At 64.5% G+C, this 24,619-nt stretch carries 28 protein-coding genes and 1 pseudogene; 11 read left to right on the top strand and 18 right to left on the bottom strand.

Translation table 11 applies throughout. From position 1 onward, the window contains the following. Positions 1-32 precede the first annotated feature (32 nt). On the top strand, positions 33-848 hold the full coding sequence (locus tag ACFC2Y_RS07050) for an alpha/beta fold hydrolase (protein WP_375173961.1): 816 nt from the start codon (positions 33-35) through the stop codon (positions 846-848). Positions 849-914: 66 nt separating this feature from the next. Here the strand turns inward: ACFC2Y_RS07050 and ACFC2Y_RS07045 are convergent, their stop codons facing one another. From ACFC2Y_RS07045 to ACFC2Y_RS07035, 3 genes are all read right to left on the bottom strand, one after another. Next, positions 915-1,691: an enoyl-CoA hydratase gene (locus tag ACFC2Y_RS07045; protein ID WP_375173962.1), complete on the bottom strand. Its 777-nt coding sequence runs from the start codon at positions 1,689-1,691 to the stop codon at positions 915-917. Positions 1,692-1,757: 66 nt separating this feature from the next. Beyond that, positions 1,758-2,609, bottom strand: coding sequence for a bifunctional DNA-formamidopyrimidine glycosylase/DNA-(apurinic or apyrimidinic site) lyase (mutM, locus tag ACFC2Y_RS07040; protein ID WP_375173963.1), 852 nt, complete (start codon positions 2,607-2,609; stop codon positions 1,758-1,760). Between the two features lie 7 nt (positions 2,610-2,616). After that, the gene (locus tag ACFC2Y_RS07035) at positions 2,617-3,114 is read right to left on the bottom strand and encodes a hypothetical protein (protein ID WP_375173964.1); all 498 of its coding nucleotides are present in this window, start codon (positions 3,112-3,114) and stop codon (positions 2,617-2,619) included. A 100-nt stretch (positions 3,115-3,214) separates the two neighbouring features. Between ACFC2Y_RS07035 and ubiE the strand changes: the two genes are divergently transcribed. Together ubiE and ubiB are read left to right on the top strand one after the other, a co-directional pair. Then, positions 3,215-3,958 (top strand): bifunctional demethylmenaquinone methyltransferase/2-methoxy-6-polyprenyl-1,4-benzoquinol methylase UbiE, encoded by a 744-nt coding sequence (ubiE, locus tag ACFC2Y_RS07030; protein ID WP_375173965.1) that lies wholly within the window; start codon positions 3,215-3,217, stop codon positions 3,956-3,958. Beyond that, a complete protein-coding gene (gene ubiB / locus ACFC2Y_RS07025) occupies positions 3,959-5,494 on the top strand; it encodes a 2-polyprenylphenol 6-hydroxylase (protein WP_375173966.1) in 1,536 nt (511 codons plus the stop codon). It abuts the gene before it with no gap. Between the two features lie 12 nt (positions 5,495-5,506). Here the strand turns inward: ubiB and ACFC2Y_RS07020 are convergent, their stop codons facing one another. The 3 genes from ACFC2Y_RS07020 to ACFC2Y_RS07010 form a co-directional block, all read right to left on the bottom strand. Then, a complete protein-coding gene (locus ACFC2Y_RS07020; protein WP_375173967.1) occupies positions 5,507-6,397 on the bottom strand; it encodes a phosphotransferase in 891 nt (296 codons plus the stop codon). Between the two features lie 81 nt (positions 6,398-6,478). Beyond that, entirely contained in the window at positions 6,479-7,135 is a 657-nt protein-coding gene (locus ACFC2Y_RS07015; protein WP_375173968.1) for a flagellar hook capping FlgD N-terminal domain-containing protein, read from the bottom strand. 3 nt (positions 7,136-7,138) lie between these two features. Then, a complete protein-coding gene (locus ACFC2Y_RS07010) occupies positions 7,139-7,624 on the bottom strand; it encodes a flagellar hook-length control protein FliK (RefSeq protein WP_375173969.1) in 486 nt (161 codons plus the stop codon). A gap of 1,344 nt (positions 7,625-8,968) precedes the next feature. Here ACFC2Y_RS07010 and ACFC2Y_RS07005 point away from each other — a divergent pair. From ACFC2Y_RS07005 to ACFC2Y_RS06995, 3 genes are all read left to right on the top strand, one after another. Continuing rightward, on the top strand, positions 8,969-9,259 hold the full coding sequence (locus tag ACFC2Y_RS07005; protein ID WP_375173970.1) for a rod-binding protein: 291 nt from the start codon (positions 8,969-8,971) through the stop codon (positions 9,257-9,259). Next, the gene (locus tag ACFC2Y_RS07000; protein ID WP_375173971.1) at positions 9,252-9,608 is read left to right on the top strand and encodes a flagellar biosynthesis protein FlgN; all 357 of its coding nucleotides are present in this window, start codon (positions 9,252-9,254) and stop codon (positions 9,606-9,608) included. Before ACFC2Y_RS07005 ends, ACFC2Y_RS07000 begins: the two co-directional genes overlap by 8 nt. Positions 9,609-9,821: 213 nt before the next feature. After that, positions 9,822-9,986, top strand: a complete 165-nt coding sequence (locus tag ACFC2Y_RS06995; RefSeq protein WP_375186417.1) for a hypothetical protein — start codon at positions 9,822-9,824, stop codon at positions 9,984-9,986. Here the strand turns inward: ACFC2Y_RS06995 and ACFC2Y_RS06990 are convergent. The 6 genes and pseudogenes from ACFC2Y_RS06990 to dgcN form a co-directional block, all read right to left on the bottom strand. Beyond that, positions 9,923-11,215: pseudogene (locus ACFC2Y_RS06990) on the bottom strand (flagellar hook protein FlgE); the annotation flags it as partial. The gene ACFC2Y_RS06995 and the pseudogene ACFC2Y_RS06990 overlap by 64 nt on opposite strands. Before the next feature lie 99 nt (positions 11,216-11,314). After that, positions 11,315-12,163 (bottom strand): flagellar motor protein MotB, encoded by an 849-nt coding sequence (locus ACFC2Y_RS06985; RefSeq protein WP_375173972.1) that lies wholly within the window; start codon positions 12,161-12,163, stop codon positions 11,315-11,317. A gap of 100 nt (positions 12,164-12,263) precedes the next feature. Continuing rightward, the gene (locus tag ACFC2Y_RS06980; protein ID WP_375173973.1) at positions 12,264-13,283 is read right to left on the bottom strand and encodes an amidohydrolase family protein; all 1,020 of its coding nucleotides are present in this window, start codon (positions 13,281-13,283) and stop codon (positions 12,264-12,266) included. Positions 13,284-13,411: 128 nt separating this feature from the next. Next, the gene (locus tag ACFC2Y_RS06975; protein ID WP_375173974.1) at positions 13,412-14,272 is read right to left on the bottom strand and encodes a D-amino-acid transaminase; all 861 of its coding nucleotides are present in this window, start codon (positions 14,270-14,272) and stop codon (positions 13,412-13,414) included. A gap of 21 nt (positions 14,273-14,293) precedes the next feature. Next, positions 14,294-15,274, bottom strand: a complete 981-nt coding sequence (dgcA, locus tag ACFC2Y_RS06970; RefSeq protein WP_375173975.1) for an N-acetyl-D-Glu racemase DgcA — start codon at positions 15,272-15,274, stop codon at positions 14,294-14,296. Between the two features lie 53 nt (positions 15,275-15,327). Beyond that, a complete protein-coding gene (dgcN, locus tag ACFC2Y_RS06965; protein ID WP_375173976.1) occupies positions 15,328-16,332 on the bottom strand; it encodes an N-acetyltransferase DgcN in 1,005 nt (334 codons plus the stop codon). Between the two features lie 264 nt (positions 16,333-16,596). Here dgcN and ACFC2Y_RS06960 point away from each other — a divergent pair, with 264 nt between their 5' ends. Continuing rightward, positions 16,597-17,559, top strand: coding sequence for an L-malyl-CoA/beta-methylmalyl-CoA lyase (locus ACFC2Y_RS06960; RefSeq protein ID WP_375173977.1), 963 nt, complete (start codon positions 16,597-16,599; stop codon positions 17,557-17,559). A 161-nt stretch (positions 17,560-17,720) separates the two neighbouring features. Beyond that, positions 17,721-18,218: a hypothetical protein gene (locus ACFC2Y_RS06955; RefSeq protein ID WP_375173978.1), complete on the top strand. Its 498-nt coding sequence runs from the start codon at positions 17,721-17,723 to the stop codon at positions 18,216-18,218. Here ACFC2Y_RS06955 and ACFC2Y_RS06950 read toward each other — a convergent pair whose 3' ends face one another. Continuing rightward, complete coding sequence (locus ACFC2Y_RS06950; protein ID WP_375173979.1) at positions 18,219-18,671, bottom strand: Lrp/AsnC family transcriptional regulator; 453 nt, start codon at positions 18,669-18,671, stop codon at positions 18,219-18,221. It lies immediately after the preceding gene. 91 nt (positions 18,672-18,762) lie between these two features. Between ACFC2Y_RS06950 and ACFC2Y_RS06945 the strand changes: the two genes are divergently transcribed. Both ACFC2Y_RS06945 and ACFC2Y_RS06940 read left to right on the top strand, forming a co-directional pair. Continuing rightward, a complete protein-coding gene (locus ACFC2Y_RS06945; RefSeq protein WP_375173980.1) occupies positions 18,763-19,359 on the top strand; it encodes a LysE family translocator in 597 nt (198 codons plus the stop codon). A gap of 3 nt (positions 19,360-19,362) precedes the next feature. Continuing rightward, a complete protein-coding gene (locus tag ACFC2Y_RS06940; protein WP_375173981.1) occupies positions 19,363-19,971 on the top strand; it encodes a hypothetical protein in 609 nt (202 codons plus the stop codon). Here the strand turns inward: ACFC2Y_RS06940 and ACFC2Y_RS06935 are convergent. Then, complete coding sequence (locus ACFC2Y_RS06935) at positions 19,968-20,579, bottom strand: GyrI-like domain-containing protein (RefSeq protein WP_375173982.1); 612 nt, start codon at positions 20,577-20,579, stop codon at positions 19,968-19,970. The two genes, ACFC2Y_RS06940 and ACFC2Y_RS06935, sit on opposite strands and share 4 nt — an antisense overlap. A 3-nt stretch (positions 20,580-20,582) precedes the next feature. Then, positions 20,583-21,416, bottom strand: coding sequence for a GyrI-like domain-containing protein (locus ACFC2Y_RS06930; protein ID WP_375173983.1), 834 nt, complete (start codon positions 21,414-21,416; stop codon positions 20,583-20,585). A 148-nt stretch (positions 21,417-21,564) separates the two neighbouring features. On the opposite strand from ACFC2Y_RS06930, the gene ACFC2Y_RS06925 reads away from it, so the two are divergent. Further along, the gene (locus ACFC2Y_RS06925; RefSeq protein WP_375174416.1) at positions 21,565-22,527 is read left to right on the top strand and encodes an acetyl-CoA carboxylase carboxyltransferase subunit alpha; all 963 of its coding nucleotides are present in this window, start codon (positions 21,565-21,567) and stop codon (positions 22,525-22,527) included. Between the two features lie 16 nt (positions 22,528-22,543). On the opposite strand, the gene ACFC2Y_RS06920 is transcribed toward ACFC2Y_RS06925, so the two are convergent. Genes ACFC2Y_RS06920 through ACFC2Y_RS06910 form a run of 3 tightly spaced genes read right to left on the bottom strand, consistent with a single transcriptional unit; the run spans position 22,544 to position 24,569 of the window. Beyond that, the gene (locus tag ACFC2Y_RS06920; RefSeq protein ID WP_375173984.1) at positions 22,544-23,173 is read right to left on the bottom strand and encodes a glutathione S-transferase family protein; all 630 of its coding nucleotides are present in this window, start codon (positions 23,171-23,173) and stop codon (positions 22,544-22,546) included. Continuing rightward, the gene (locus ACFC2Y_RS06915) at positions 23,170-23,817 is read right to left on the bottom strand and encodes a GntR family transcriptional regulator (protein ID WP_375173985.1); all 648 of its coding nucleotides are present in this window, start codon (positions 23,815-23,817) and stop codon (positions 23,170-23,172) included. Before ACFC2Y_RS06915 ends, ACFC2Y_RS06920 begins: the two co-directional genes overlap by 4 nt. A 53-nt stretch (positions 23,818-23,870) precedes the next feature. Continuing rightward, a complete protein-coding gene (locus ACFC2Y_RS06910) occupies positions 23,871-24,569 on the bottom strand; it encodes a M48 family metallopeptidase (protein WP_375173986.1) in 699 nt (232 codons plus the stop codon). Positions 24,570-24,619: the final 50 nt, after the last annotated feature.

Here is a 24,619-nt window from a genome sequence, read left to right as displayed (position 1 = left end):
AGCACCGGGCTGCCATAACCGAAAGGCCTGACATGATCCCGACCCTGCCGCAATGGATCTCCGACCTCGATGCCCGCGCCACGCGCGTAAGCAGCGAAAAGGACGGGGTGCGGATGGCCTGGCGGATCTGGGGCGAGGGTGAGCCGCTGTTGCTGCTGCACGGCGGCAGCGGGTCCTGGATGCACTGGGCGCGGAATATCGACGCGCTGACAGAGCGGTACAGGATCATCGCGCCCGATCTGCCGGGCTATGGCGAGTCGGACCACTTTCAGACGATGAGCCTGGAAGAGTATTCTGGCATGATTGCCCATGGATTGCGCCAGATCGAAACCGGGCCGGTTCGGATCGCGGGGTTTTCCTTTGGCAGCGTCATCGGGCTGGGCCTGCGGGGGCATGGGATCATTGGGCCGGATTACGTGATGATCGGGTCACCCGGGCTGGGCCATGTCCACCCTGTCACGGATCAGCTGATGAAGTGGCGCGGGCTCGAGCCTGCCGCGCGCTTTGCCGCGCATCGCAACAATGTCGAGGTGCTGATGCTGGGCGATCCGGCCCATGTCACGGAGGAGGCGGCGGCGATCCAGATGGCCCACGCGGAACAGGCGACGGGGCGCTACCGGGGGATCTTCCACGGGCTACGCTGGCGTGACCTAGTGGAGCATGAAGACGGCAAGCTCACCGTGATGTATGGTGACCGGGATGCGCTGTGCTGGCGGTATATTCCGGACCGCGAGGCCTTTGTCGCGTCGCTGCGGCGGGAGGCGGAGTTCACGGTGATCCCCGGCATGGGCCATTGGCTGGCCTATGAGGCGGCGGAGGAGGTCAACGCGCGGCTTCTGGCGTTGTGAGGGGGCGGCGGGCCCGCGGCCCGCGCTACCCGGGTGATGCGGGGCGGGACAATGCCCGCCGCGGCCTCACTTGTCGCGGAACTGCGGCTGACGCTTTTCGAGGAAGGCGTTCATGCCCTCGGTCTGGTCGTCCGTCGCAAAGAGCGAGTTGAAGACCCGGCGTTCAAACAGAAGGCCCTCGGCCAGCGGGGTTTCGTAGGCGCGATTCACCGCCTCCTTCACCGCCATGACGGAAATCATCGACTTTTCAGCGATCTTGGAGGCCGCACCCATGGCTTCCTCCATCAGCTTCTTGGCGGGCACCACGCGGGACACGAGGCCCGCGCGCTCCGCCTCTTCGGCATCCATGAAGCGACCGGTCAGGTTCATGTCCATCGCCTTGGATTTGCCAATGAACCGGGTCAGGCGCTGTGTGCCGCCGATCCCGGCGATGACGCCGAGGTTGATTTCGGGCTGGCCGAACTTGGCATTGTCGGCGGCGATGATGAAATCACACATCATGGCCAGTTCGCAGCCGCCCCCCAGGGCATAGCCCGCGACGGCGGCGATGATCGGTTTGCGCACCCGCAGGATGGCACCGGTATCCTCGGTAAAGAGATCCCCGGCAAAGACATCGACGAAGCTTTTCTCGGCCATCATCTTGATGTCTGCCCCGGCGGCGAAGAACTTCTCCGACCCCGTCAGAACGATGCAGCGCACCTTTTCGTTTGCCTGTGCGGCGGTCAGCGCATCCGCCAATTCGCCAAGCAGATCGTTGTTCAGGGCGTTCATTGCGTCGGGGCGGTTCAGTTTGACTGTCGCCACGCCGTCTTCGATCTCGACGATAATCGTCTCGTAAGCCATGGGATCGGGGCCATCTGTTGTGAGTGTTAGGGGCGATTCACTAGCAGTTTACCCCTTGGGATCAAGTTATCTTTGGCATTGCGGACAGTAGAAGGACGACCTGCCGGACTGCACGACCCGCCGAATCGCCGTCGCGCAACCGGGGGTTCTGCAGGGCTCCCCCTCGCGGCCGTAGACGTCGAAATTGTGCTGGAAATACCCCAGTTCCCCGTCCGCTTGGCGGTAGTCTTTCAGCGAAGACCCCCCGGCCGCGATTGCCTCTGTCAGGACATCGCGGATGATCGGGACCAAAGCGGCGAGGCGCGGTGTCGAGATACGGTCGGCCCGGCGGGTCGGCGCGATGCCCGCGCGGAAAAGCGCCTCGCAGACGTAGATATTGCCCAGACCGGCGACCAGCTTCTGATCCAGCAACGCGGTCTTGATCGGTGTGCGGCGGGGTTTGACGGCAGCGAGGAAATACCCCTCGTTGAAGGCATTGCCTAGCGGCTCGGGGCCGATTGAGGCCAGCAGGGGGTGGCTGTCGGCCTCCAGCGTGGGCAGCAGGTCCATCGCGCCGAAGCGGCGGGGGTCGTTGAACGTCACCCGCGCGCCGTTTTCCATGTCGAACACCACGTGATCATGTTTCTCCGGCATCGGGTGGTCATGCACGAACCGGCCCAGGGGATCGCCGGAGACGGTCATCCGCCCCGACATACCAAGGTGGATCAGCAACGTCTCGCCCCGGTCGAGATCGGCCAGGATATACTTCGACCGCCGCCGCAGTCGGTCGATCCGCGCGCCGGTCAGCCGCTCTGCCATCCGTTCCGGGAAGGGCCAGCGCAGGTCGGGGCGGTTGACGGTCGCGCGGGCGATCACCTGCCCCTCCATCACGGGCGCAAGACCGGTGCGGACGGTTTCAACCTCGGGCAATTCGGGCATGGGCGGCCTAGTAGTGGGGCTGCGCCTCCGTCAGGGCCCGGCGCAGGGTGTTGCGACCACTGAGGTATTTCAGAAGCCAGCAACCTTCGCCACCCTGAAACCGCAGATGCCAGGTGACGATCAGGTCATCCTCCAGGCCGATGAGCCGGGTCAGATCGTGGGTCCGCTCGCGAAAACCCGGGGTCATCACGGTCAGGTCGGTGCCGCTGAGGGTGGCCTTGAACTGCCAGACATAGGCGTTGAGCCAGGCCAGCATGGGCACCAGCACCAGCCCCATTCCAAGGCTGAAGAGATCGGCCTGGGCGCGCTCGGCGGCGCGCAGCAGAATGGCAAGGGTGATGACCGACATGGCGACACGGACCGGAATGGCGACCTGGTGCACGGAATGACTGGTGTCGCCATCGGGATCGAACCCGATGTCGGCCAGGCGGCTGTGCATCCGCATCAATACCGCCAGAAGCGCGATGGCCAGAGCGAGCATCGCGAGGGAAAGGACCTGCTCCATACCGTTTCAGCCTCTCATGCGCCGATTTGACGGTTTGTGTCTTTTCCCCACATATGGCAGGGAACTGAGGCTTTTATTTGGCAGGGTTAACGCACCTCCGATGGACGAGAAAACCACGCATTTCGGGTTCGAAACGATCCCCGAAGATCAGAAGGCCGGGAAGGTTCAGGGGGTCTTCTCCTCTGTCGCGTCGCGCTATGACGTGATGAACGACGCGATGAGCCTGGGCATCCACCGTATCTGGAAGGATGCGATGATGGACTGGCTGGCGCCGCGTCCCGGGCAGCGCCTGCTGGATGTGGCCGGCGGGACGGGCGACATCTCCTTCCGGTTTCTCAAGCGTGCCGGATCGGGTCATGCCACCGTCTGCGACCTGACCGAACCGATGCTAGTCGAGGGCCGCAAGCGGGCGGAGGCATCGCGGATGGCCGAGAGCCTCGACTGGGTGGTGGGCGATGCCATGGCCCTGCCCTTCGCCGACAACAGCTTTGACGTCTATACGATCAGCTTTGGCATCCGGAACGTGACCCGGCCGCAGGAGGCGCTGGCGGAGGCTTATCGTGTGCTGAAACCGGGCGGGCGTCTGATGGTTCTGGAATTTTCGAAAATACCGACACCGGCGCTGCAATGGGCCTATGACCGCTATTCCTTCAACATGATCCCGGCCATGGGGCAAGTGATCGCCAACGACCGGGACAGCTATCAGTACCTCGTCGAATCCATCCGCCGCTTCCCGGATCAGGAGACTTTTCTGGGCATGGTCCGCACCGCCGGTTTCGAACAGGCCAAGTACCGCAACCTGACCCTGGGGATTGCGGCGCTACACTCGGGGTGGAAGATCTAAATGCGCGGGCCGCACAATATCTGGCGGCTGGTCCGCACCGGGGCCACGCTGGAGCGTACGGGCGCGATGAAGGTCATCCTGGATGCCTATGACGCGCCGCCGTTGCTCCGTTTCGCCGCGCGGGTTGCCGGCTGGCCGTTCCAATGGCTGGGCCACCGGGGCGATCCAGCCATGCCCGCCGCGACACGGGCGCTGACCGCGCTTGGCCCGGCCTATATCAAGTTTGGCCAGATCCTGTCGACGCGGCCGGACCTCGTGGGCGAGGACCTGGCACGGCACCTGCGGGTGCTGCAGGATCGGTTGCCGCCGTTTTCCCGCGACATCGCCAAGGCCACGGTCGAACATGAACTCGACAAGCCGATCGAGTCGATCTTTTCAGAATTTTCAGAACCGATTGCAGCGGCCTCCATCGCGCAGGTGCACAAGGCGCGTCTCGTTGAAACCGGCGAGGAGGTCGCGGTCAAGGTTCTGCGCCCGGGGATCGAGAAGGCCTTCCGCAAGGATGTGGACGCCTTCTACCTCGCCGCGACGATCATCGAATTCCTCTCGCCCGCCTCGCGCCGGTTGCGCCCCTCGGATGTCGTCGAACATTTCGACGGTGTCGTGCGTGGGGAGTTGGATTTGCGGCTGGAGGCGGCTTCGGCCTCGACCTTCGCGGCCAATACCGAAGGCGACGACGGCTTCCGCCTGCCCGCGGTGCGCTGGCAGGAAAGCGGCCGCCGGGTGATGACCATGACCTGGGCCGAGGGCGTATCGCTTGGCGATAATGACGCGCTGGATGCGGCGGGGCACGACCGCGTGAAGCTGGGCGAGGAGGTGCTGACCCTTTTCCTCAACCATGCGCTGCGGGACGGGTTCTTTCACGCAGACATGCATCAGGGCAACCTGAAAGTCGCTGCGGACGGGGCGATTATTGCCTATGATTTCGGGATCATGGGCCATATCGACGAATACACCCGCCGGGTCTATGCCGAGATCCTCTATGGCTTCATCAAGCGCGATTACATGCGCGTGGCTCTGGTACATTTCGAGGCAGGCTATGTGCCCGCCGACCAGGATGTGGACGAATTCGCCCGCGCCTTGCGCGCCGTGGGCGAGCCGATATTTGGCATGGACGCGACGCGGATCTCCATGGGGCGGTTGCTGTCCTATCTATTCGACGTGACTGAACGTTTCGGAATGGAGACGCGGACCGAACTGATCCTGCTGCAGCGGACCATGGTCGTGGTCGAGGGGGTCGCGCGGTCGCTTTCGCCACAGATCAATATCTGGGAAGTCGCCCGGCCCGTGGTGGAGGATTACATCCGCAACAGCCTGGGCCCCCGCGCCCTGGCCCGCGATCTTCGCAAGACGGCGGAGGTCCTGTCCCGCTTTGGCCCGCGCCTGCCGATGCTGGTTGAGCGTAGCCTGATGCAACAGATGACATCGCTGGACCCGAAACGCACGGCCCCTCGCGGACGACGGCTGCTGTGGCTGGGGTTGGGCGCGATCGGCGGGGCGGCCGTGGCCTCCGCCGCAGCTCTAATGCTGGGCTAGGCGAAGGATCCGTTAGGCGCCGTCCGTCAGCGCCTTGCGGGCCGCATCGAGATCTTCCTCGACCCCCTCGGCCCCTGTTGCGCGTCCGTTTTCCAGCGACCACTGGGCATAGGCTGCCATTCTGACGTGATAGAAGGGCGCCAGACGCTGATAGCGCCTGCAACTCTCCGCATCCGGGTAGGCGGACAAAAGCTCCGCCGCCTGCGCCGGGTCCAGCAGAGCGCCATAGGCGCGCTGCATGGAAGGGGACAGTATGATCGCCAGATCCTCGCAGGGGTCGCCAAGCGCGGGGCATTGCCAATCAATCAGCATCGGGCCCGGGTCAGTGGTGACGATATTGGCAGAGACGGGATCGGCGTGGATCAGCACACTCGGCCCCGGCGCGATCTCATCTCGAGTGTTCAGGCGCTTTCGCAGCTCTGCGAGGCCGGCGTGGGGCTTCGGCAGCAAGGTCATCAGCGCATCGGTCTGAGCCAGAATCTCCCGGGAGCCACCGGGCAGGCGCCGGAGGCCGGGCGGAGGCGGCGCGCTGTGAACCCGGTGCAGCATTCTCGCCAGGGCCGCCATGTCTCCGTGCCCTGTTGCGCCCTGAAGGTAGTGATAAATCAGCGCGACGCCGAACTCTCCGGTGATGCGCGCCACCGGCCGGGGCGCCAACCCTGCGTCGCAAAGCGTTGTCATCGCGGAAAACTCCGCGCCCGGATCATTGGGAAAGAGCGGCGTTTCCTGCGCCGGATCGTAGAGCTTCACCACCTTCTGGCCAACCTGCCAGAGCCGGTTCGTCCGCCCCCCGGTCAGGGGTTGCCAAAGGGGCCCGTCGTCTGGCTGCTCCTCTGCCAAATACGCCTCGGCCGCGCGGACGAGGTCGGCGGGCGGACGGGCGGAGGGCATGTCATGGCGCATCGGTCGGCCCCGGATCGGATCAACCGGGCTGGAATAGGGCAGCGCGGCAGATGGCGCAAGCGCGGGGCCAAGGTTGACAGGCTAGAGGCGCAGCCCGAGCACATCCGCCGATGCCACGGCGCCACCGCCGGAAAGGATCAGCATGGTTCCTTCACTGGACCACCGCGCCTCCACCACGCGGGCATAGCTGGCGACCGGCTCGGTCGACAGGGGCTCCCCCCCGGCGGAGGTTTCAAGCTCGAAACTGTAGGTCCCCACGGGGGCCGTTGCCCCAGTCATCATCCGCCCGTCCCAGTCATAGGCGCCTGTCGACAGGTCCGTATCCTCGCGATGCACGACCGTTCCGCTGTCGTCTCGCACGACCAATACCGCGCGATCCGCATTGGGCGGAGGATCGAGGTGGAGGCTGACGGGTGTACCGTCAAAGCGGGATCCGGCCGGAGTCAGCGCCTCCATCCCGACCCAATTGGCCAGATCGCTCATCCCGGATAGCTGGATCCGGTTGGTCAGCTCCGCCAGATGCGTATTGGTCAGCACCTGCTGTTCGACGGAGGAAAAGGTGGCGAGTTGCACGGCGTAATCCGCCGAATCGACCGGGTTGAGCGGGTCCTGGTTCTGCAACTGGGTCGACAACATCTTGAGGAACGTCTCGAAATCGGAGCTGAGCACCGCCTTGGTGTCCCGTTTGGCGGCGGCGGCCTGAGAAGGGGCCGTGGCAGTGGCTGACGGTGTTTCCATGCCTCAGATCCTGATGTCCAATCCGGTCGTCGTCACGGGCATCGCCGCAGCCGGTATCGCAATTAATTCCGCGACTTGCCCGCCGGTTTCTCCAACAGGTTGTGCGGAGCCCTGTTGCGGGTCCTCCTCCTGCTGCGGATGGCCCTGCTGGCCGAATGCAAACTCCAGCGAAGCATAGCCGAGGGCGCGATATTCCTGAGCCAGCGTATCGATGTGGCGCCGCATCAGCTCCAGCGTCTCGGAACGCTCGGCGGTGACGACCAGGGTCAGGCCCGCATCCCCGGGGGAGAGGTGCATGCGGACGCGCCCCAGCTCCTCGGGGTTAAGAGTGATATCGACGGGCCCGCCGGACAGCTGGCGTGCGGCCTGCGCCAGCTGATCCGCGACGCGCCCTGCGAGGTCGGAATGCGGAAGCGGGGTTGCGCGGGTCGGGGTCGCGGGCTGCGGCAGTGGCAGGTCCCGCATCTGATCGGCCCGGCTATCGGTCATCCCTGCAGGTTCGGCCGCCTGGGGCGCCGGCACGAGTCTGGACGGGTCGGTGCGGGTTGTCGCGGGTGCATCCGTGGCAGGGTCTGCAACGACCGTGTCAGCCGCCATTGTCGGCGAGGATGATCGAGGCGTTTCGGACTTTGTCGGGCCGCGACTACCGGCCGCGATCCGAATGTCCGAAGGCACCGAATGAGACTGAGAATACTCCTTCTTGGTCTGGATCGCCCTGATAGAGGACGGGGGGGCATCCGGACCACCTGCCACTTTACCGGAGGCATCGGACGCGGCCCCATTCTGGCCGATCCCAAGGCCATCCCGGGGCCGATCAGGGGTAAGTTTGCCTATGTTTTGGGGGGCATTCCGCGATGCGCCCATCTTACGATCCTCCTCGCCGCGACGGAACACGGCGCCGGCACCGGACGCCGAACTCTGCTCAGGCTTTCTGTCGAACGAATCCGCTTGGGTCGGTGTCTGGGTCGCCGAAGACCCCTTTTGTCGGCGCGTTTGCAGGTCGGCCTCTTGCACAGGGTTTGCCTGCTGCATTGAGAGAGGTCGGTCGACCTGGGTCTGCGACATGTCAGCTCGGCCTTGCTGCCGTCCCGGGCGTTGATCCGACACAGGATCGCCTTGCACCTCCGACATCAAGGAGGCCATGTTTTTGCCTGATGGCACGCCCTGCCTCAGGCTGGCCGCGGGTAATTCCCCACCCACACCCACAACTGCGGTTCGTGGAGAGCTTGTGTCGCCCGATCTTGCTGCGTTCATCTCCGCGCCAGGATGTCCATCGCGTCTCGAAACCGGGGCGGGCCCCTCGGTCTGTGGCTCAGCGAGCGCTATCGCTTCTGGCGAGACCCTTGCGTTGCGAGTCCCCACACCCCTGTCCGTCGGCTCGGCCGCCGACGCATCGCGCAAACCCACGGCCGGTTCGGCCGGTAATTCCGCCGCGAGGGGGCTCCCGGCCACACCCTCCTCTCGCGTTTTATCACCCTCCTTCCCCGATCCGGTGGCATCGCGGCGCTCTACCGACGCCTCCGCCCTGTCGTCGGTCCCACGGCTGTTTTCACCCCGCGCGGCTGCCTTGCCTTCACGCGCTTGCGCGTCCGAAAAGGCCCGTTCAAACCCCCTGTTTTCATACGACCGAGGGTCCCGGCCGCTGCACCCATCCGGCGGCGCGGCACCGGTCGTGCGCGGTCTGGCGGGCGGGGGCGCGGCAATAGGAAAGGGATGTAGCGTCATCTCAACCTCGGGAATTCTTCCGGTCAGGGACGTTATTGCAGAGGACGATTACCAATCCTTTACCGCTACGCGCCAAAATCCCGAAAGTGAGAAGAATTGGAGCTATCGATGTTGAATGGACCAATCGGCCCGCCGAACCCGGTCTTCCCGGGCGGACAATCCGCGCCGGAGGAGATGAAACTGCGCAAGGCGGCGGAGGAGCTGGAGGCCAGCTTCCTGTCGGAAATGCTCAAGGCGGCGGGTCTGGATGGCGCCCCGCCCTCCTTTGGCGGCGGCATGGGCGAGGCACAGTTCGCGTCATTCCTGCGCGACGAACAGGCCCGCCAGATGGTGCAGGCCGGGGGAATCGGCCTCTCGGAAACTCTTTTTCAAGCCTTGAAGGAACGGAATCATGACTGACGCCGACTCAGACCTCTTTGCCTCGCTCGACGACCTGCTGGACCGGGAACGCGCGGCGCTGGTCGCGGGCGATCTGAAACACTTGGCGGAACTTCTGACAGAAAAGGAACTGCTGCTGGAACGGATCGCGGACGTGGACGAACCGGGCCGCGCAAGGTTGGAAACCCTGCAGGGCAAGGCGATCCGAAACCAGGCGCTATTAGACAGCGCTTTGCGCGGAATTCGCAATGTTGCCAACCGCTTCGCCACGCTCAGGAGAATCCGCAAGACGCTGGAAACCTATGACGAGTTCGGTCAGAAATCCGTCCTGCCCGCTGTTCCGGACTCGAAGGTGGAAAGACGGGCATGATCGGGATTGATTCAAATCCACGGCAACTCCGACCGGCGGTTTAGGTTTCCGTTAGGGACTGACCGTCATGGTGCCCCTGCATCCGAACGGATGGCGCGGCACCGGGTCAGTCCCGGTTCCTGCACGAGTCAGAACGACAGTCTCAGCCGCCCTCATTGACCCGGGGGCGGGACGTGCAACGGGCGCAAAGCGTCCAAGACTCAAGGAACCAATATGTCCAGCATTCTCACGAACAACAGCGCCATGGTCGCGCTTCAGACGTTGAAGATGGTCAACAAGTCGATGACCGATACCCAGAGCCAGATTTCCACCGGCAAACGGGTCGCCAGCGCCAAGGACAACTCGACGGTCTGGAAAACCTTGGCGTTGCTGGAATAGGCCCGTTGCGTACGGATCATGTCGGTCAATTCCGCTGCCACATCGGTCGCCGATTCCTCCCGCGCGAAGGAGACGATATCGCCGGTCGGACCACTGCCGGCATCCCAGAGGAAGAAGGCGCCGCTTTCGGGGGTTGGCATGTAGGTCTGATAGTCCATCGCGACCATACCATTGGTATTGGGCATATCGGCCAGCGGGATCTGATAGATGGTCCGGGTGATGCCGGTATCGAAATAGGCGTGGACGAAACCGTTGGCGTCGACCTCCACCTCGGTCATGTTGCCCACGGCCGAGCCGTCCTTGGTGATGGCGAGCGGGGCAAAGACGTTGGACAACTGGCTCAGCCCGCCGGTGCCGCCGATCAGGCCCAGGTCAATCTCCATCGGGCCGCCGAGGACGTTGACGATCACCGTGCCGGTCGCGGGGTCATAGGCCCCGCCGGTGGTGTCAGACACGGAGGCCAGCGTCCCGCCCGCGACCCGGGCGTCCGAGAAGGTCAGGTCGTAATCCCCGATCACCGCCCCGGCGGCGGCGCTGTCGGTGATTATCATCTGCCAGGCGTTGGAGGAGCCGGTGGCGGGAACCGTCGGGATGAATTCCACTGTCAGGCTTTCCGATTTCCCGAGGTTGTCGAAATATTCGATGGAGAGCTGCTGACTGTCGCCGGCCGACCCGGCCTCGGTATCCGTGGCGGGCAGGTTGACGCCAAGCTGGATGTTGGTCGTCGGTTCGCCCTGAAACAGGTTCGGGTTGATCTGCACCGGTTCCAACCCTTCGGAGGTGTCGCGTGGAACGAGCGGGAACTGGCCCGTATCGGTGGCAGGCCAGCCAAGCAGCACGAGGCCTGCGTCGGAGCGTAGATACCCCTTGCTGTCAGAGCGGAAGGACCCGGTGGTGGTCAGCATCATGCTGTCGAAGGTGCCCGTGGCGTCGACTTCCGACCCCGCTGCGACGGGGATCATGCCGCGCCCCCGCACGGCCAGATCCGTGGCGTTGTTGGTCGACACCAGCGCACCGCGTTCGTCGATCATGCGCATGGTGGTCGCCCGGACCCCGCCGGCGGAGTAGGTTCCGGCGTTCGCCCCGATCACCATGGAGTGAAAGTCCGCCTCCACCCGTTTGTATCCGTAGGTGGCTGAATTCGCGATATTATCCGCAATCGTCCCCAGGCGGGTGGCATTGGTATGTAGCCCGTTGACGCCCGCATTGAGAGAGGAGGAAATGGTCATGGATACGCCTTTCTGCTGCACAGACTTTCCGTCCTGACCAGTCATAGGCGCCGGGGTTTAATATGCGGCTAATGGCTAAAATCTTCTGCTTATTCGCCGCTACCTCCGGTCCCGCAGAAGGATGACTTCCAGCCGATTGTTGCGCGCCGCCATGGGGTTGCGCACGACCGGTTCGCGGTCCGCATGGCCCGTCATCCGCGTAATCCGGGTGCGGGTCAGCCCCGCCTCCCCCAGCATCTTGCGGAAGGTATTCGCCCGGGCGGCGGAGGTTTCCCAGATCGCGCTGTTGGACAGAACCACCGGCTGTGCGGCGAGATGCCCCTCGATCGCGATGTCATTGCTGACGATGCCGGTCACGCGGGTGATGATGCTGGCGATTTCCTCTAGCAGAACCGTCGGTTCAGCGCCCGACCCGTCGAACAGCGGCTCGCCCGGCAGATCGAAGAGTTCGATCACCAGCCCCTCGTCTGTCACGCGGGTGACGATGTGTTTCATCACATCCGGGGCCACCTCGCTTTCGCCGGTCCGACCCTTCAGCATCTCCTCGATGCTTTCCAGACGCTGCTGCTCCGCCTCGGCGTCGGTGCCGCCCTCGGTCGACAGCCCGCTTTGTCCGCGCGACCGATCGCGTTCGGTCGCGGACATGGATGTCGCGCCGACACCGTTGCGGGTCAGGACCTCCTCGGAAAAGACGCTGTCCCCGCCAAAGGCGCCATCGCCCCCGCCCGAGACCCGGTTCACCGGAATCGTCGGAGAGAAGAAATCCGCAATCCCCTTGCGTTGCTTTTCTGTCGTCGCGTTCAGCAGCCACATCAGCAGGAAAAAGGCCATCATCGCCGTCACGAAGTCGGCATAGGCAACCTTCCATGCGCCGCCATGGTGTCCACCACCTGCGACGACCTTTTTCCGCTTGATGATGACTGGCGCCGCGTTAGGTCGCGCGCTCATCACTCACCTCGTTTCTCACCCGGGATCAGGGATAGGGCGGAGGCGTTATCGCGGTGTTAAATGCCGGATTTGAAAGACTGAAACTTTCCGAAAGACCGCATCAAAGTCGGTAGACCCGCTTGGCCGTGTCGTGGAAGAGTTTGGCCTTTTCCTCGTCACTGGCGCCCGCCGCGATCCGCTTGAAGGCGTTCCAGACAACGGGGTAGGAGACCGCGCCCTTGTCGACCGGGAAATTGCTTTCGAACATGCAGCGGTCCGGGCCGAAGAGTTCGATCGCCGTCTCGAAATAGGGCCGCCAAAGCCGGGCACATTCGCCGGAGGAGGGCGGCAGCGGTTCCTTGTGCAGATCGAAGCCGTTCACATCCATCGCAAGACCGCCCAGCTTGATATGCGCATTCTCGCATTTGGCCAGTTCGATCATGTAGCCCTTCCATTCGGCAAAGACCTCGTCCCCTTTGCCACGATAGGGCCCGATGCCGAGGGGGCCACCGAAGTGATCCAGCACCATGGTCGTCTCTGGGAAGGCGCGGGCGAGATCGGTGAAATCCGGGATCTGCGGATGATAGAGCCAGCCGTCATAGGTCAGGTCGTTCTCCGCGAGCTTGGCGAACCCGGCGCGGAAGTCCTCCTGATACATCACCCGCAGAGGAGAGTTCGGGACCGCGCCGGAAAAGGCATCGCCACCGGAGGCGGTGATATGCCGGATGCCGCGCAACCGGCCCTTGGCGGCCTCCTTCTGCGCGTCGAGCACCGGTTGAACATCCGCGCCCAGCAACAGGTTCGCATGGGCGACGATCCCGTTGCAGGCGCCGATGTCGGGGCGTTTCCGCGCGGCTTCTTCGGCGATGCCGACGACGAATTCTGTCTCGCCCACGGGCATCATCTCGGTCGGGCCATCGGTGCGATAGCCATAGCGGCACTGAATGAAGACCGACTGGCGGATGTTGTGGCCGGAGGTCAGGTCGGCCAGCAGTTCATCAGTGAAATAAGGGCCGAGACGATCCCAGAGGTGATGATGCGGGTCGATGATGGGGAGGTCGGGTTCGAGGATCTCCTCGGTCAGCTTGCCGAGCCAGTCTTCGTTCGTATGGATATGCGTGGTCTGTTCAAACTTGGTCATGGTATCCTCCCTTGTGCGGGAAGATACCGAAATGACCCGTCAGTGGAAGAGTATTCCTACATGCGGAAATCTACGAAACGGATATGCGGCTCGGATCGCAGACCCCGGTGTTGGGCCGGGGCCCTCGCTCAGATCGCCTTCTTGCGGGCTTCGTCGATGTAAATCTCGCGCAGACGCAGGGCGATGCGGCCCGGCTTGCCCTCGCCGACCTCGGCCTCGTCGATCCTGACCACGGGCTGAACAAAGGTGGTCGCCGAGGTGACAAAAGCCTCGTCCGACTCTTTCGCCTCTTCGATGGTGAAGCCGCGCTCCTCGACCTCCATCTGCGCTTCCTTGGCCAGGCGCAGCACGGCGGCGCGGGTGATCCCGTGCAGGATGTCGTTGGACAGCTGCCGGGTGATGATCTTGCCGCCCTTGACGATATAGGCGTTGTTGCTGGTGCCCTCAGTCACCAGGCCATCCTCGACCATCCAGGCATCGTCGGCCCCGGCCTTCTTGGCCATCATCTTGCCCATGGAGGGGTAGAGCAGCTGCACGGTCTTGATGTCGCGGCGGGCCCAGCGCAGGTCGTCGATTGAGATCACGCTGATGCCGGTTTGTGCGGCAGGCGCGTTGGCCAGGTTCTTCTCCTGCGTGAAAAGCACGATGGAGGAGGGCGTTTCAGCCGGATCGGGGAAGGCGAAATCGCGGTCTGCCGGGGCGCCGCGCGTGATCTGCAGATAGATGCCGCCCTCCTTGAGGTCGTTCTTCAGGATCAGCTCGCGATGGATCGCCAGCAGGTCGTCCATCGTCACGGGGTTGGCCATGTCGAGCTCGGTCAGCGAGCGGTCCAGACGTTTGGCATGGCCGTCAAAGTCCACCAGCTTGCCATCCAGGACGGAGGTCACCTCGTAGACGCCATCCGCCATGAGGAAGCCCCGGTCAAAGACCGAGATCTTGGCTTCGGCTTCCGGCAGATATTCCCCGTTCACGTAAACGATGCGGGACATGGTGAACTCCTTTTCGGCGGATCAGCCCCAGAGGGCCGGGTCAGACGGGTGCACGCCCTTGTCGTCAAAGCGCAGGGCGTGGTCGCGGTCTTGGGCCAGCAGGAGCGGCCCGTCAAGATCCGTGATCATCGCCCCCTGTGCCACCAGCACCGCCGGCGCCATGGCCAGCGAGGATCCCACCATGCAGCCGACCATGATGTCATAGCCCTCGGCCAGGGCGGCCTCGCGCAGGGCCAGCGCCTCGGTCAGGCCGCCGGTCTTGTCGAGCTTGATGTTCACCACATCGTATTTGCCCTTCAGCCCGGGCAGGCTCTCGCGGTCGTGGCAGCTTTCGTCGGCACAGACGGGCACCGGACGCTCCATCCCGATAAGGGCCTCGTCCTCACCGGCGGGCAGCGGCTGTTCCACCAGCGCCACGCCCAGGCGGACCAGATGCGGGGCGAGGTCGGCATAGACTTCCGCCGACCAGCCCTCGTTGGCATCGACGATGATCCGCGCCTCGGGGGCGCCGCGCCGCACGGCCTCCAGCCGGGGCATGTCATCCGGCGTCCCCAGCTTGATCTTGAGCAGCGGGCGATGTGCGTTCTTGCGGGCCGAGGCCTCCATGACCTCGGGATCGGCCAGCGACAGGGTGTAGGCGGTGATCTCCGGCCCCGGCGTGGGCACCCCCGCCAGTTCAAATGCCCGCCTGCCCGCGCGCTTCGCCTCCAGATCCCACAGGGCACAGTCGACGGCATTGCGCGCGGCCCCGGCGGGCAGGACCTCTTGCAGCACCGCGCGGTCCAGCGGCAGGGACAGACCCTCGATCTCGGCGGTCACGCTGTCCAGCGTCTCGCCGTAGCGCGCGTAGGGGACGCATTCGCCCCATCCCGTCCAGGTGCCATCCGTCACCTTGACGGTCAGCACATGTGCCTCCGTCCGGCTGCCGCGACTGATGGTAAAGACCTCTGCCAGCGGAAAGGTGTCCGCCGTCACCGAAAGTTGCACGCGCCGCTCCTTCATCTTGCCGAAAATATTCCCGCCGGAGGCATCCAACGGACGCCCCCGGAACAGGGTTACCCGAGCGCGATCAGCGCATCCACCAGCTTGTCGGCCCCGAACCTGTAGGGATCGGTGGCGGGCAGGCCCATGCGGTCTTCGAGCTCGGCGAGATAGGCTCTTGCCTCGTCCTCGCCCATGTTCTGCGTGTTGACGGAGATGCCGACAACCTCGCAGGCCGGGTTGGCGACCCGGGCCAGCGGCAGGGCGGTGTCGCGCAGGGCCTCCAGCGACGGCAGGGCGTAGCCGGGCAGGCCCCGCATATGCTCCCGCGTGGGTTCATGCGCCAGGATCAAGGCATCGGGCTGGCCGCCGTGGATCAGCGCCATGGTCACGCCGGAGTAGGAGACGTGGAACAGGCTTCCCTGCCCTTCGATGTGATCCCAGTGGTCGGCGTCATTGTCCGGTGTCAGCCATTCGACGGAGCCGGCCATGAAATCCGCGATCACCGCATCCAACGGCACACCTTCGCCGGTGATCAGGATGCCGGTCTGGCCGGTGGCCCGGAACGAGGACTTCAACCCCCGCGCTTTCATCTCGCGATCCATACAAAGGGCGGTGTACATCTTGCCGACCGAACAGTCGGTGCCCACGGCAAGGCAGCGTTTGCCGCGGCGCGGCTCGCCATTGGCGATCGGGTATTTCACCGTCGGAATGCGCACGTCGTGCAGCTGTTGGCCCGTCGCCTCGGCCACGGCCTTCAGGTCCGGTTCGTCGCGCAGCAGGTTGTGCAGGCCCGAAGCCAGGTCGAACCCCTCCTCAAGCGCCTGCACCAGAACCTTTTTCCAGGCGGCAGAGATCACGCCGCCCCGATTGGCGACGCCGATAACGAGGGTCTTGGCCCCGGCAGCACGGGCTTCGGCCAGGGTCATGTCGGGCAGGCCCATGTCGGCCTTGCAGCCCTCCATGCGGAATTGGCCGACGGCATTGTCGGGACGCCAGTCGCGAATACCCTGGGCCACCTTGGCGGCCAGTTTGTCAGGGGCGTCGCCCAGGAAGAGGAGATAGGGTGTTTCGATCATCGGGGCAGCTCCGTTGTTTCGCTCAGAGTGTACGATTCCCAGGGGGAGGTGGTTGCTTTTTCGCAGGTGCGAAACCGGATATTGGGACGATATCCCGATATTTTCCGAGAAACCGCTGAATTCTTGCGCAATGATCTCTCCAGCCGCTGCTTTCCACCTCACCATAGCAGTTTCGCCGCAGCGCAATATGCAGTTGCCCCCGGCAAAGTAATTTAATACCCATCTACCCAGCAAAAACGAAATATCCTTACCCAGGGAGCCGCCATGTCCTTCCGTCTTCAGCCGACCCCGCCCGCCCGTCCGAACCGTTGCCAGCTCTTCGGCCCCGGCTCCAACACCAAGCTGCCGCCGAAAATGGCGGCCTCGGCTGCGGATGTGATCAACCTCGATCTCGAAGATGCCGTGGCCCCCGATGACAAACCGCAGGCGCGCAAGCTGGTGATCGAGGCGATCGGCGATATCGACTGGGGCAACAAGACCCTCTCGGTGCGGATCAACGGTCTGGATACGCCTTACTGGTACCGCGACGTGGTGGACATCGTCGAACAGGCGGGCGAGCGGCTCGACATGATCATGATCCCCAAGGTGGGCTGCGCGGCCGATATTTACGCGGTGGATGCGCTGATTTCCTCGATTGAGGCCGCGAAGGGGCGGAAGAAGAAGCTGAAGCTCGAGGTCATCATCGAATCCGCAGCCGGGATCGCCCATGTCGAGGAAATCGCGGCGGCCTCGCCCCGGCTGGAGGCGATGAGCCTCGGCGCGGCGGATTTCGCGGCCTCCATGGGAATGCAGACCACCGGGATCGGTGGCACCCAGGAGGATTACTACATGCTGCGTGAGGGTCAGAAGTACTGGTCCGATCCCTGGCATTGGGCGCAGACCGCCATCGTCGCCGCCTGCCGCACCCATGGGGTGCTGCCGGTCGACGGGCCGTTTGGCGATTTCTCCGACCCCGACGGGTTCCGCGCGCAAGCGCTGCGCTCCGCCACGCTTGGCATGGTCGGAAAGTGGGCGATCCACCCGAACCAGATTGCCCTGGCGAACGAGGTCTTCACCCCGCCGGAGGCCAAGGTGACCGAGGCGAAGGAAATCCTCGCCGCCATGGAAGAGGCACAGCGCACAGGCGCCGGCGCCGTCGTCTACAACGGCCGCCTGGTCGATATCGCCTCGATCAAACAGGCCGAAGTGATCGTGAAACAGGCGGAGCTGATCGCCAGCATGGCCTGATTTTCCACCGGATCAAAACAAGGCCCGTCGCCCCCGCGGCGGGCCTTGTCATGTCCGCAGGATCCAACGGCTGTCACGGGATTCTGATCGCCTTTCGTCCCTGCCCCCTTGGCAGAACCGGGAGAGGTCCTAAAAAGAGACCAAGCCAACCGGAGTATCCCATGCGCAAGATTGCCCCCGTTCTTCTGACCTGCCTGGCCGCCCTGCCCCTGCGAGCCGAGGTGATCGAGAATGACGCAATGAAGGTCTTTGAGGGAAAATGGGTTCAGTCCAAGGATCCAAGCCAGAACGGCATCTTGATGTATCTGACGCAGGAACGGTCGGCGGTCGGCGAGTATTTCTCCATTCGCTGCGATGAGGGCGCCCCTTCGGTGCGGCTGGCCTATCCGCGCCGGATGTCCGCCAAGGATGTCGGGCTGACCGTGGACGGCACGCAACAGCGCGTCGCGTGGGAGTTCACCGGCAAGACCCGGGACCCGCATTTCGTCAAGGGCAACGTCTTTGGCTATGCACTCACCTTTGCGGATGAGGCCGAAAAAGAGGCCTTTCTGGCAAGACTGCAGGGGGGACGGATGCTGACCGTCGAGGGCCAGACCCTGCCGGTGGAGCTGAAGGGCTCCGGCCAGGCGATCCGGGAACAGGCCAGATACTGCAACTGATCAGGCGCGCTCGTCCTTGGGCGAGGCCATCACCACGTAGGAGGTGATCGCGCTGACCTGCGGCACGGTGCCCAGGACCTCGGTGTGAAAGGCCTTGTAGGCGGTCAGATCGGCCGCCTCGATCCGCAGCAGATACTCCCAGGCTCCGGTGATGTTGTGACATTCCCGAACCTCGGGCGCGTCGGCGATGGCGCGTTCAAAAGCCTCCTGCGCGGATTTGGTGTGGCTGTTCAGGCCCACAGTGACATAGGCAGTGAACCCCACGCCGGTCTTGATCGGATCCAGTACGGCACGATAGCCGCGGATCACCCCGCTGCGCTCCAGCTCCTGCACCCGGCGCAGACAGGCGGAGGGGGAGAGGCCGACACGGTCCGCCAGATCGAGGTTGGAGACGCGGCCGTCGCGGGACAGTTCGCGCAATATCTTTTGGTTGATCTGGTCCAGATTTGACATTTATTGCTCCTGCCGGGCTCCCACTGGCCAATTATGCAATTTCATACGGCAGATCGCCACCTATTGTTGCGCCAAACCAAGGATTGCCGTGATGAGCCCCGATCTGCTGTTCGCCCTGTTTGCCTTCTGCCTTGTCTCCACGGTCACGCCGGGGCCGAACAACCTGATGGTCATGGCCTCGGGAGCCAATTTCGGCTATCGGCGGACCCTGCCGCATATGCTGGGGATCGCCATCGGATTTGCGGTGATGACCCTGCTGGTCGGGGTCGGGCTGATCCAGGTATTTGACCGGTTTCCCGTTGTGCATCAGATCCTTACCGTGGTCAGCGTCGCCTATCTGCTGTTCCTGGCCTGGAAGATCGCCCATGCCGCCCCGCCCGATGGTGACGCCGCCGCGCGGGGTCGTCCGTTCAGCTTTCTGCAGGCAGCGGCGTTCCAATGGGTCAACCCCAAGGCCTGGACCATGGCGCTGACCGCGATCACCGTCTATGCGGCGGACCGCAGCGTTCTGGCGATCCTGCTGGTGGCGGTGATGTTCGCGGCGGTCTGCGTGCCCTGCCTGTCGGTCTGGACCCTCCTCGGGCAGGAAATGCGGCGGCTGCTGACCAATCCGGCGCGGCTGCGGGCATTCAACTGGACGATGGCCGCGCTTCTGGTCGCGTCGCTGGTGCCGGTGGTCTACCATTAGGGCATGGCCCTGACCCTCCTGCATACCGCCGCTGTCCATGTGGCGACCTTCGACCACCTGCGCGACCGGATCGCGCCGGGGGCGGAGCTGCGACATCTGGTGTGCGAAGACTGGCTGGCGGAGGCGCGGTCGGGCGGGGTCAGCGTGGATCTGGAGGCGCGGTTGGCCGATGTGATCGCGGATGCGGAGGGGCCGGTTCTGTGCAGTTGCACGACGCTTGGCCCTGCGGCGGCGCGATTGGGGGCTGTGCGGATCGACCAGCCCATGATGCAGGCGGCGGTGCGGATCGGTGGTGTCGCCGTCATGGCTTATGCGCTGGACAGCACTCGGGAGGCGAGCCGCGATCTGTTCCTGGCCGAGGGTGGAGAGGCCGGGGCGCTGCGCATGCTGGACCTGACCGGGCTGTGGCGGCTGTTTGAAACCGGTGAGGTCGGCGTGTTTCCCTGGGCGGTGGCGCGCGCGGTGCGCGATGACTGGATGGCCCATGGCGGAGATGTGGTGATCCTCGCGCAGGCCTCCATGGCCGGGGCGGCGGCGGGGTTGGCAGAACTGGCGGTGCCGGTGCTCAGCAGCCCGGAACTGGCCCTGCGGCACGCGCTGTCGCTAACTTAGCCAATGGGCACAACCGGCTGACGTAGCAGGGTGCGAAGTTTCTCCGGCGCGGTGCGGCGGGGGTCGCCCAGGTAGATCTCGTGGTGCGGCTGGCCGAAGGTGAGGCCCCTGGACGGCATAATCTCGTCGTGCAGGCGGGCAAGGACCGGGGCTTCGTCGGCATAGGGGCCGACATGCAGGCATTGCAGGCACAGCCCCTCGTCGATCTCCTCCAGTCGCACTTCAGGCGCGGCATCGCCCAGCTTCTTCGCCGCCTTGGCGCGGGCGGCGGACAGCATCGCCTCGGTCACCGGCACCGGCACCCGCACCATCGCCTTCCATTGCCATCGCGCACGATTCCCCGCAACGAAATCCGCCGGATCATCGGCCCACCACAGCGCCTCCAGCGGGGGGACGACATAGTCCTGACCGGCAGCCTTACTCTCGAATTTCAGGGGATAGGCATGGGAATAAAGCGCCTCCACCGCCGCGGCAAAGACCTCGCCCCCCGGATCGCCCTGTCCGGTGGCGGTCAGATAGGTCATTGGCGGCACGGTGATCTCCTCCCAGGTGCCGTTTCGACCCGAATACAGGGGTTTTTCGGTTTTTTTCACATCCAGCTTGGTCATCGGTCACTCCAGCGGCAGGTGGATTTCGGTCACGAGGTCCTCTGGCGCGGTGTCCATCGGCGTGTTGAGATAGCACTCGTAGGCCGGGGTTTCGCCCGGATCGCGGCCAGAGGCAGGCAGCCAGGTGCCGAAGAGGTACTCATAGGCGGCGGGCAGGTTCATATAGGGCCCGCGATAGGTGAGCACGGCCTGCGGACCGGCGGCGATGCTGCGTTCCTCCAGCGTCTCGGGACAGGTCAGATCGGAGCCGACCTCGAAGGCGGCGAAGCTTTGCAGATCCTCCTCCGGCACGAGGGAGATGTCGTTGTAGAAGACCGCAACCATGCCGCGCGTCTGCGGGAAAAGGCCCCTGGCGGCGATGATGACATCAAGGCGGGAAAAAGCCTCCGATATCCTGAAATAGGCGCCTTTGTGCGGCAGCCCGATCAGGCGGCGGGCGGGAAGATCGCGGATTTCGACGGGGAACACCTGGCCTGTCTCCTTTGTCTTGCGGATGAAGGGAAAGGGCACGCCACGCGACCGGAAGACGACCGGTGACATGCCATATTGCACCTGAAAAGCCCGGTCGAAACTGTCCCGGTCGGTATAGCCGACCTCCGCCGCGATGGATGCGACGGGGCGGTCACTGCGGGTCAACTCGCTTGCCGCCACATGCAGCCGGACCCGGCGCACCGTCTGGGCGCAGGTTTCGCCGGTCATGGCGTGATAGACACGGTGCCAGTGAAAGCGGCTCATCGCCGCGACATCGGCGAGGGCGTCGAGGGACAGATCGCCCGCCAGATTGGCAAAGATGTGGTCGATCACCCGCAGCAGCCGGGCCTCGTATCGGTTGGACATGCGTTTCCTCAGATTGCGACCCGGTCTTGCCACGACATGGTCCGGCAAATCTTGCGGAGTTGCAAAGCCCGGCGCCCATATGCATATACGCCCTTAGTCCGGAGGTACCTTGATGGCCGATACGAAGACCGACCGACCCGCGCATGAGCTGACCAGCTATCTCGATTTCGAGAAGCCCCTGGCCGAGATCGAAGGCAAGGCGCGCGAGTTGCGCGCCATGGCGCGGCAGAACGAGGGCATGGATATCGAAAACGAGGCCAAGGCGCTGGACGCCAAGGCCGAAACCATGATGCGCGATCTCTACAAGTCGCTGACACCATGGCGAAAATGTCAGGTCGCGCGGCACCCGGATCGGCCGCATTGCCGCGATTACATCGAAGAGCTGTTCCAGGAATACACGCCGCTGGCCGGCGACCGGAACTTTGCCGATGATCATGCGGTAATGGGCGGGCTGGCGCGGTTCAACGACCAGCCAGTGATGGTGATCGGCCATGAAAAGGGCAATGACACCAAAAGCCGGATCGAACGCAATTTCGGCATGGCCCGCCCCGAGGGTTACCGCAAGGCGATCCGGCTGATGGAGATGGCGGACAAGTTCAACCTGCCCGTCGTCTCGCTGGTCGATACCCCCGGCGCCTACCCCGGCAAAGGCGCGGAGGAGCGCGGCCAGTCCGAGGCGATTGCCCGGTCGACGGAAAAGTGTCTGCAGATCGGCGTGCCCTTCGTCTCTGTCGTCATCGGCGAAGGCGGGTCCGGCGGGGCGGTGGCCTTTGCCACGGCAAACCGCGTCGCGATGCTGGAACATTCGGTCTATTCGGTGATCACGCCGGAGGGCTGCGCCTCCATCCTGTGGAAGGACGCCGAAAAGATGCGCGAAGCGGCCGAGGCGATGCGCATCACTGCCCAGAACCTGCTGGAATTGGCCGTGATCGACCGGGTGATCCCCGAACCCCTGGGCGGCGCGCACCGCGACCGTGACGCGACGGTGCAGGCGGTCGGCAAAGCGATCGGTCAGATGCTGGGCGAGTTGAAGGGGCAGAGCCGCGACAAGCTGCTGAAGGACCGGCGGGCGAAATTCATGGCCATCGGGTCCAAGGGTCTGGCGGCCTGAGGCGTTTTCGCCCTGATCAGAGACTGTTTTCCGGCAGGCCCGGTTGCGTGTCCAGATAGCTGGGGCGCTGCCGGATTTGCGAAAACCATGCCGACAGACAGGGTCGTTCGCCCAGTAGCTCCGCCGCGGGTGGATGGGCGGCGAAATAGCCCACCATCGGGGCCAGGTGCAGATCGGCCCGGGTCAGGGCACCGTTAAGCACCACCCCTTCGGCCGCGATCTCCTCCAGTGCATCCAGAACGGGGAGGCTGTCGCGCAGGCCTCCGTCGATCCGTTCTTGATCGGGCGCGCGGCCGGTCGCCGGGGCAAAGACCGCCGGACCGAAGACATCCCGCACCATCGGCCAATAGCCGTAGCTGTCCACCATGCCGATCACCTGGGTGACCCGGGACCGGGAAAGCGGCGCGTCGGGCGTCCAACTGTCGCCCGGGAATGCTTCGTCGAGATAAGTGGTGATGGCGGCGGTTTCGAAGATCCGGGCGCCGTCGTGGTCGAGCAGGGGCACGCGACCGAAGGGATGGGGGTTCTCGGCCTCGGGATCAAAGGGGTTCACCTCGGACCAGTCGTAGGCCAGCCCCCGCTCCGCCAGCGCCATCCGGGCGATCCAGGTATAGACGCTGTAGCGGAAGCCCCAGAGGCGGATCACGTCTGCAGCATCCTCAGCCCCTGGGTCACATCCGACCGCACCGCCAGCCTCAGTCCCGGTTCATCCCCGGCCTTCAGCGCGGCGATGATGAGACGGTGGAAATGAGGCGATTCCTTGCGGTGCAGTCGCCCGTAAAGCTTGCGCATCGTCGGGCCGAGCTGGAGCCAGACGGTTTCCGCCATGGCCAGCATCGCGGGCGCCTGCGCGCGCAGATAGAGGGTGCGGTGAAACTCCAGGTTGGTCCGGATATAGCCCACGGCATCATGCCGGGCGACCACGTCGGAGATGGTCGAATTGATCGTCTGAAGCCGGTCAATCAGCGCGATATGGGCGCGCGGCAAAGCGCGGGAAGCCAGCTCGACCTCTAGCAGGGCGCGCAGGGCGGCCAGTTCCTCGATCCGTTCGTTGGTGATCTCGGGGGTGGAGACGCGCCCGGAGGAGGAGAGCGTCAACGCCCCCTCGGCCACCAGCCGCCGGATGGATTCCCGCGCCGGGGTCATCGACACGCCGAATTCCTTGCCGATGCCGCGCAGGGTGAGGGATTCGCCGGGCGGGATCTCTCCGTGCATGATGCGGGTACGCAGCCCGCGATACACGCGTTCATGGGCAGCAGGAGACGGGTCGGGGCGGGTTTGCATCAACATGACTGATTTGTGATCACAGGCGAACCGGAGGTCAAGAGCGGCCCGCCGGAATTTCAGACCGGACGGTCGAAACGGATGCGATGCAGGGCCGGGCCATCGGTGCGCAGCCAGCTGCGTTCGACCCGGTAGGGGCCGTGAATCGCCTCGACCTTGGCCCAGAAGCGGTCGGAATGGTTCATCTCCGCCAGATGCGCGACCTCATGCGCGGCGACGTAGGACAACACGGCGGGCGGGGCCATGATCAGCCGCCAGGAATAGCTTAGGGCTCCTTCCGCAGAGCAGGAGCCCCACCTCGACCTGGTATCCCGCAGGGTCAGGCGGGCGTAGCCCCGCCCCAGACGGGCGGCATAGTGATCGGAGGCGGCGGCCAGCCGGTCCCGCGCCAGGGTCTTGAGATAGCCGGAGAGCCGCGCGCCCAGACGGTCAGGATCATCCGGCACGATGATCCGGTCCCCCTCGATCCGCACCGACCGTCCGCTGCCCGGGATGACGGCCAGGTCGCGCCCCTCGACAGGCAGGGTCATGCCGAAGGCGACCTGCGTGACATCGCCATGGCGGGTGGCGTTCCGGCGCAGCCAGTCGGCCTTTTCCTCGGCGAAGGCAAGGCCCGCCTTTTCCGACACGCCGCGCGGCAGGGTCAGCGTCACGCGGCCGTCCAGCGCCGAAACACGCAGCGTCAGACGCCGCGCACGACCCGACCGTTTCAGGTTGATTTCCACCGGGGGGTTGCCCGGCAGCACATACTGACCCATATCTGCCCCGTTATTCGCCCGCCGCGTCATGCCGGAAAGCCTTTGACACC

It is taken from the genome of Pseudooceanicola sp., assembly GCF_041987405.1.
Taxonomy (GTDB): domain Bacteria; phylum Pseudomonadota; class Alphaproteobacteria; order Rhodobacterales; family Rhodobacteraceae; genus Pseudooceanicola.
This window is presented reverse-complemented; position numbering and strand designations above follow the sequence as displayed.

Coding starts and splice junctions, on each gene's coding strand:
- ACFC2Y_RS06960 (WP_375173977.1), top strand. CDS start 16,597: ATGTCCTTCCGTCTTCAGCCGACCCCGCCCGCCCGTCCGAACCGTTGC.
- mutM (WP_375173963.1), bottom strand. CDS start 2,609: ATGCCCGAATTGCCCGAGGTTGAAACCGTCCGCACCGGTCTTGCGCCC.
- ubiE (WP_375173965.1), top strand. CDS start 3,215: ATGGACGAGAAAACCACGCATTTCGGGTTCGAAACGATCCCCGAAGAT.
- ACFC2Y_RS06935 (WP_375173982.1), bottom strand. CDS start 20,579: ATGACCAAGCTGGATGTGAAAAAAACCGAAAAACCCCTGTATTCGGGT.
- ACFC2Y_RS06940 (WP_375173981.1), top strand. CDS start 19,363: ATGGCCCTGACCCTCCTGCATACCGCCGCTGTCCATGTGGCGACCTTC.
- ACFC2Y_RS06915 (WP_375173985.1), bottom strand. CDS start 23,817: ATGTTGATGCAAACCCGCCCCGACCCGTCTCCTGCTGCCCATGAACGC.
- ACFC2Y_RS06950 (WP_375173979.1), bottom strand. CDS start 18,671: ATGTCAAATCTGGACCAGATCAACCAAAAGATATTGCGCGAACTGTCC.
- ACFC2Y_RS07015 (WP_375173968.1), bottom strand. CDS start 7,135: ATGGAAACACCGTCAGCCACTGCCACGGCCCCTTCTCAGGCCGCCGCC.
- ACFC2Y_RS07045 (WP_375173962.1), bottom strand. CDS start 1,691: ATGGCTTACGAGACGATTATCGTCGAGATCGAAGACGGCGTGGCGACA.
- ACFC2Y_RS06975 (WP_375173974.1), bottom strand. CDS start 14,272: ATGTCCCGCATCGTTTACGTGAACGGGGAATATCTGCCGGAAGCCGAA.
- dgcA (WP_375173975.1), bottom strand. CDS start 15,274: ATGAAGGAGCGGCGCGTGCAACTTTCGGTGACGGCGGACACCTTTCCG.
- ACFC2Y_RS06945 (WP_375173980.1), top strand. CDS start 18,763: ATGAGCCCCGATCTGCTGTTCGCCCTGTTTGCCTTCTGCCTTGTCTCC.
- ACFC2Y_RS06930 (WP_375173983.1), bottom strand. CDS start 21,416: ATGTCCAACCGATACGAGGCCCGGCTGCTGCGGGTGATCGACCACATC.
- ACFC2Y_RS06985 (WP_375173972.1), bottom strand. CDS start 12,163: ATGAGCGCGCGACCTAACGCGGCGCCAGTCATCATCAAGCGGAAAAAG.
- dgcN (WP_375173976.1), bottom strand. CDS start 16,332: ATGATCGAAACACCCTATCTCCTCTTCCTGGGCGACGCCCCTGACAAA.
- ACFC2Y_RS07035 (WP_375173964.1), bottom strand. CDS start 3,114: ATGGAGCAGGTCCTTTCCCTCGCGATGCTCGCTCTGGCCATCGCGCTT.
- ACFC2Y_RS07020 (WP_375173967.1), bottom strand. CDS start 6,397: ATGCGCCATGACATGCCCTCCGCCCGTCCGCCCGCCGACCTCGTCCGC.
- ACFC2Y_RS06910 (WP_375173986.1), bottom strand. CDS start 24,569: ATGGGTCAGTATGTGCTGCCGGGCAACCCCCCGGTGGAAATCAACCTG.
- ACFC2Y_RS07000 (WP_375173971.1), top strand. CDS start 9,252: ATGACTGACGCCGACTCAGACCTCTTTGCCTCGCTCGACGACCTGCTG.
- ACFC2Y_RS07005 (WP_375173970.1), top strand. CDS start 8,969: ATGTTGAATGGACCAATCGGCCCGCCGAACCCGGTCTTCCCGGGCGGA.
- ACFC2Y_RS07010 (WP_375173969.1), bottom strand. CDS start 7,624: ATGACCGATAGCCGGGCCGATCAGATGCGGGACCTGCCACTGCCGCAG.
- ubiB (WP_375173966.1), top strand. CDS start 3,959: ATGCGCGGGCCGCACAATATCTGGCGGCTGGTCCGCACCGGGGCCACG.
- ACFC2Y_RS06980 (WP_375173973.1), bottom strand. CDS start 13,283: ATGACCAAGTTTGAACAGACCACGCATATCCATACGAACGAAGACTGG.
- ACFC2Y_RS06955 (WP_375173978.1), top strand. CDS start 17,721: ATGCGCAAGATTGCCCCCGTTCTTCTGACCTGCCTGGCCGCCCTGCCC.
- ACFC2Y_RS06995 (WP_375186417.1), top strand. CDS start 9,822: ATGTCCAGCATTCTCACGAACAACAGCGCCATGGTCGCGCTTCAGACG.
- ACFC2Y_RS07050 (WP_375173961.1), top strand. CDS start 33: ATGATCCCGACCCTGCCGCAATGGATCTCCGACCTCGATGCCCGCGCC.